The organism is Parafannyhessea sp. (assembly GCF_051876455.1).
Taxonomy (GTDB): domain Bacteria; phylum Actinomycetota; class Coriobacteriia; order Coriobacteriales; family Atopobiaceae; genus Parafannyhessea.
In genome coordinates this window covers 1-5,208 of the sequence record NZ_JBJEHW010000005.1, presented here as the reverse complement: position 1 = coordinate 5,208, position 5,208 = coordinate 1, and the positions used below count along the sequence as shown (strand labels likewise).

Annotated in this window: 6 protein-coding genes; 1 reads left to right on the top strand and 5 read right to left on the bottom strand. The window is 66.3% G+C overall.

The genetic code is table 11. The features are described 5' to 3' along the window. The 4 genes from ACI38Z_RS00240 to ACI38Z_RS00225 form a co-directional block, all read right to left on the bottom strand. Positions 1–695 (bottom strand): Sec-independent protein translocase subunit TatA/TatB (locus ACI38Z_RS00240; RefSeq protein WP_439788183.1); only part of this gene is annotated, 695 nt, incomplete at its 3' end. Between the two features lie 39 nt (positions 696–734). Continuing rightward, positions 735–1,040 (bottom strand): STAS domain-containing protein, encoded by a 306-nt coding sequence (locus ACI38Z_RS00235; protein WP_439788182.1) that lies wholly within the window; start codon positions 1,038–1,040, stop codon positions 735–737. 19 nt (positions 1,041–1,059) lie between these two features. After that, positions 1,060–2,034 (bottom strand): tetratricopeptide repeat protein, encoded by a 975-nt coding sequence (locus tag ACI38Z_RS00230; RefSeq protein ID WP_439788181.1) that lies wholly within the window; start codon positions 2,032–2,034, stop codon positions 1,060–1,062. Between the two features lie 126 nt (positions 2,035–2,160). Next, on the bottom strand, positions 2,161–3,447 hold the full coding sequence (locus tag ACI38Z_RS00225; RefSeq protein WP_439788180.1) for an aminotransferase: 1,287 nt from the start codon (positions 3,445–3,447) through the stop codon (positions 2,161–2,163). Between the two features lie 155 nt (positions 3,448–3,602). On the opposite strand from ACI38Z_RS00225, the gene ACI38Z_RS00220 reads away from it, so the two are divergent. Next, complete coding sequence (locus tag ACI38Z_RS00220; protein ID WP_439788179.1) at positions 3,603–3,881, top strand: hypothetical protein; 279 nt, start codon at positions 3,603–3,605, stop codon at positions 3,879–3,881. A gap of 3 nt (positions 3,882–3,884) precedes the next feature. Here the strand turns inward: ACI38Z_RS00220 and nhaA are convergent. Continuing rightward, on the bottom strand, positions 3,885–5,208 hold a 1,324-nt coding region (gene nhaA, locus ACI38Z_RS00215; protein WP_439788178.1), incomplete at its 5' end, for a Na+/H+ antiporter NhaA.

The window sequence follows — 5,208 nt, the reverse complement described above, 5'->3', positions numbered from 1 at the left end:
GCGTCGGAGGCGACGTCCGCGTCGGAGTCGACGGCGGCGCTGGGTGCCTCCTGGGCATCGGCGTCCGAGTCCGCGTCGGAATCGGAGTCGGCGTCAGTGTCCGCATCCGCGTCCGAGTCCGAGGCCTCGTCCTTCTCGCGCGGCTGTGCCTTGCGCTTGCCCTTCATGGCGTAGAGCGAGGCGACGCTCTTGCGGGGCTCGGGCTTGTCCTCGTCCGTGTCGGAGTCGCTCGACGCGTCGGCGTCGGACGAGGCATCCGCGTCGAGGTCCGCATCGGAGTCGGAGTCCGCGTCTGCGGGAGCGGCCTTGGCCTCGGAGGAAGCCTCGTCCTCGGTGGACGCGCCCTTCTCGGCCTCCGTACGCTCGCGCTCGAGGCGCTCCCTGCGCTCTGCGAACGTCTCGCGCTTGGGGGCGGCGCCGTCGGAGTCGGAGTCGAGGTCTGCGTCCTCGCCCATGGCGGCCGCGCGGTCCGCGTGGCGCTTCTTCTGGTCTTCGTCCAAGGGCTCGTTCATGGCGTTGTTGAGCGGGTCCATGACCTCGGTCTGCACGACCTCCGTGAAGCCCTCCTGGGCCTCGCGGAACTGCCTGAGCATGCGGCCGATGGTCCTGCCCATGCTGGGAAGCTTGTCGGGCCCGAAGATCAGGAACGCGAAGATCAGGATGAGGGCAAGCTCTGTCTCACCGATACCAAACACGAAGGCACACCTCCCAGTGCGTCATTGTGGTCGAGTGTGCTACTCGCCGATTCCAAGCTCGCCGCTCACGCCCAGCATGTCGAGGACGCGCGCGACGTTGCGCTGCGGGTTGGAGACGGAAAGGTGCAGGCCCGCGTCCGCCGCGCGGTGTACGCCGCCCACGAGGACGCCGATGCCCGTCGAGTCTATGTAGCTGACCTGGGAGAGGTCGACCTCGATGGAGGGCGCCTTCTCCTCGAGCGCGGCGTCGATGGCGTCGCGAAGGCCGGAGGCGTTGGAGACGTCGACCTCGCCCGAGACCGAGATCTTGCTGCCGGTGTCAGTCTTGCTGGTGGAGACGTTCATGTTCTTCTCCCCTTTGTTGCTAGTTACTGCTGGAAAGCCCCAGGCCGCCGAGCGCACCGGAGAGGCCCGTGCTGCTCGAGCCGGAGCCGGTGCCGGACGTGGAGCTGGTGCCGCTCGTCGTGCTCGTGGAGGTCGACGCGCTCGCCTCCGCCTTGATGACCGCGAGGCGCTGGTTGGCGAAGGACTTGGCACCGTACTCGTCCTTGGGGTCGGTCTTCTTGGCCTTCTTGTAGGCGGCCTCGGCGGACGCGGTGTCGCCCTTGGACTCGTACACGAGGCCCAGGTTTGCCCAGGCAAGCGCGCACTTGGGCGAGTCCTGCGTGATCTTCTGCAGGGCCGCGAGCGCGGCGTCCGTGTCACCCTCGTAGAACTGGCAGAGCGCACGGTACACCTTGACGGTGTCCGAGTCGTTCTTCTTGAGGTATTGGTCGAAGTAGTCGATGGCCTTGTCCAGCACCTCCTTGACGTGCGCCTTCTCGGTGTCCGTCGAGGCGTAGGACGATACCTGGTAGCCCCACTCCATGTAGTCGTTGCCGAGGTTCAGGAGCGTCGCGAGGTCGTCCGGGTCCTTCTTGTACTTCTTCTCGAGCGCGGAGATCGTCGTCTTGTAGTTGGCGTCGATCTTCTTGATCGAGGTGGTAGAGGACGTGCTCGAGCTCGAGCTCGAGGAGTCGCTGGAGCTGGAGCTGGAGTCCGAGCTGTCGCTCGAGCTGGAGCTGTCGCTCGTGCTCGACTTGCTGGAGCTGCTGGAGTTGGTGTTGGACGCGATGGCCGAGCAGGAGGGAAGCATCATCGCGAGCGCCATGATCACCGCGAAGACGGCGACCACGATGGTCGTGATGCGCTTCTTGCGCTCCGCGCGCTTCTGTGCGGGGGTCTTGGTGGGAGCGGCCTTGGGCTTGAGGGAGCCGTCCTTCTCCGCGGAGTCAAGCTCCGTGGACTTGACCTTGGCACGCGCGAGGCGCTTCTTGTTGTTCCTTCCCGAGCTGGACATCGGTCAGACCTTTCTACAGCCACGCCGACTGGCGCGGGACAAGACGAGCGTACGCCCTGTAGCGGACGCGAAAGTCCATTCTACAGAAACTCATGGGCGTTCTGTGTGTGGTCGCGAGCACCGGCGCTACGCGCGCTCCGCCTTGGCGAGCCTGGCCGAGACGAGCTTGACCGCGACGACGAAGACGTCGAGCGCCTTGCCGAGGTCCTCGACCGAGGGGTACGTCGGCGCGATGCGGATGTTGGTGTCGTTGGGGTCGTCGCCGTACGGCCAGGTGGCGCCTGCCGGGGTGAGCTTGACGCCCAGCTCGGCCATGAGCGCGACGATCTTGCGCGCAGAGCCCTTGGGGCCGTCGAACGAGACGAAGTAGCCGCCGTGCGGGTGCGTCCAGGTCGCGACGCCCAGCTCGCCCAGGCCGTCGGTCAGCTTCTGCTCAACGAGCGAGAAGCGCGGGCCCACGATCTTGGCGTGCTTTGCCATGTGCGCCTTGACGCCGTCGAGGTCCTTGAGGAAGAGCACGTGTGCGAGCTGCGAGAACTTCTCGGAGCTGACGCGCTCGACCTGGAAGGCCTTGCGGATCTCCTTGATGTCGTCCTTGCTGGCCGCTACGAACGCGATGCCGGAGCTCGGGAACGTGACCTTTGCCGTCGAGCCGAACTCGTAGACCAGGTCGCTCTTGCCCGCCTCCTCGAGCGCATCGAAGATGTTGAGTAGGTGGTCCTCCTCCGGGCCGAACGTGTGCACGCAGTAGGCGTTGTCCCAGTAGATGCGGAAGTCGGGCGCGGCGGGCTCGAGCGACGCGAAGCGGCGGACGACCTCGTCGGAATAGGTGACGCCGGTGGGGTTGGCGTACTTGGGGACGCACCAGATGCCCTTGACGGAGGGATCGCCCTCGACCAGGCGCTGGACCACGTCCATGTCGGGACCGTCCTCGAGCATGGGGACGGGGACGTTCTTGATGCCGAGGTGCGCCGTCACGCCAAAGTGGCGGTCGTAGCCGGGCGCCGGGCAGAGCCACTTGACCTCGCCCTGCTGGTAGAAGGGCTTGTTGCCCGCGACGCCGTTGGTGAAGCCGTGCGTCACGAGGTCGTGCATGAGGTTGAGGCTCGAGGATCCGGACACGATGACGTTGTCCGCGTCGACGTCCAGGATCTCTGCCGCAAGCCTGCGTGCGGAGGGCAGGCCCTCGGGCGTGCCGTAGTTGTCCACCACGGCGTTGCCGTCCACGAGCGGCGTGTCGGAATTGATGAGGTCGAGCATGGGGCGCGAGAGCGCGGTCTGCTCGGGCGAGGGCTTGCCGCGCGCCATGTCGAGCGCGAGGTGCTCGTCCTTTAGCTTGTCTGCCTCGGTTTGGAGCTGCTCGATCGCGCTATCCAGCTCCTCCGTCGTCATCTGTTGGTAGGCGTTAGCCATGGTTGCTCCTTGGTCCAAGTGTGCACTGGACAGAAAGTATATCGCCACCTGCACGTGATGGTTCATACGGTAATAATATGTCAAGACACGATACGCGTATGCCGCGGCGGCGCGGCACGCAGCGGCCTTGGAACCAGGCGCAAGGGAGAAGAGCGATGGCAGACTGGGACGCCACCTACACGGACGGCAGGCAGGCACCCGACTTTGGGGAGCTGCAGTCGCTCGTGGACGAGCTGTTCGCGGACGGTCCCGCCACGCGCGTGACCAAGCTGGACGCCCTCGAGCGCGCCCAGATCGACGATCTGGGCGAGGACCTGCTCGAGGTGATCGACCTTCTCCCCAGCGGGCGCTATGCCCGTCGGGCGCTCTGCAACCAGCTCAACTCCATCATCACGGCACACGGCTGGGGCTACACGCACGGGACGGTGTCGTAGCCCCTACCCGATGTCCTCCACCTGGTCGGCCATCTCGTCCTCGGGGTCCGGCTCGTCGTCGCCGTCGTCCGAGTCGTCCCGGCCGCGGTTCGCGATGGCGTCGTGCACGCGCACGAAGACGATTCCCAGCACGCCAGCCGTGATGGAGCCGGCCAGGATCGCGCACTTTGCGCCGAGCACCTCCTCCGGGTTGGGGAACGCGAGCCCCGCGATGAGGATGGACATGGTGAAGCCCATGCCGCCCATGATGCCCACGGCAACGATCTGGTCCCAGCTCACGTTGTGCGGCAGCTTGGCGAAGCCGATCTTGACCAGCAGCAGCGTCACCAGGATGATGCCGATGGGCTTGCCCAGCACGGCGCCCAGGTACACGCCCTGCGTGACGGGGTCGTGCAGGAGCATCCCCAGGTCGACGCCCACAAGGCGCACCTGTGCGTTGGCAAACGCGAACAGCGGCAGGATCACGAAGTTGACGGGGGTCGATATGTTGCGCTCAACGCGCTGCAGCGGCGGCGTCACGTGGTGCATGATGCGCTCGACCCTGTTGGCCGAGGCCGTGAACTCGTGCTGGCCCAGGACGTGCGTGGCGTCGTCGTAGTCGTCCTCGAGCATGGCCGCCTTGGACTGCAGCCACTCGCCCAGGTTGTCCAGCCGCACGTCGGAGCGCGACGGCAGGAAGAACGCCAGGATCACGCCGGCGAGCGTGGCGTGGATGCCGCTGTTGTACATGCACACCCACAGCACCAGCCCCACGATCATGTACGGCTTGGCGGAGTACACGCGCGCCTTGTTGAGACAGCCGAGAAGGACGACGACCACGAGCGAGGCCGCGCACCAGGCGATGTCCGGCGTCTGCCCGTAGAACAGCGCGAGCACCACGATGGCCAGGATGTCGTCCGCGATGGCGAGCGTCTGGAAGAAGACCTTGGTCTCAGGCGCCACGCGGTCGCCCAGGAGCGACATGACGCCCAGCGCGAAGGCGATGTCCGTGGCAATGGGGATGGCCCAGCCGTGCGGCGCCCCCGCGTGGTTGAACAGCAGGTAGATGATGGCGGGAACGGCCACACCGCCCACGGCCGCGAGCATGGGCAGCGCCGCCTGGCGCGGCTTGCGCAGCTGGCCCACGGTCATCTCGTACTTGAGCTCGATTCCCACGAGCAGGAAGAATATCGCCATCAGGAAGTCGTTCACGAAGCCCTCGAGCGAGATCCCCACGAAGGCGGAGCCGATCCTCAGCCCCAGCGGCATCTCGAGGAACTCGTGCACGGCCCCGTACGCCGGCGAGTTGGCCACGATCACGGCGAGCAGCGCCGCGATGACCATGACC

Bases quoted from the DNA above. Each gene is read 5' to 3' on its own strand.
- ACI38Z_RS00235 (WP_439788182.1), bottom strand. From the start codon at position 1,040: ATGAACGTCTCCACCAGCAAGACTGACACCGGCAGCAAGATCTCGGTC.
- ACI38Z_RS00230 (WP_439788181.1), bottom strand. From the start codon at position 2,034: ATGTCCAGCTCGGGAAGGAACAACAAGAAGCGCCTCGCGCGTGCCAAG.
- ACI38Z_RS00225 (WP_439788180.1), bottom strand. From the start codon at position 3,447: ATGGCTAACGCCTACCAACAGATGACGACGGAGGAGCTGGATAGCGCG.
- ACI38Z_RS00220 (WP_439788179.1), top strand. From the start codon at position 3,603: ATGGCAGACTGGGACGCCACCTACACGGACGGCAGGCAGGCACCCGAC.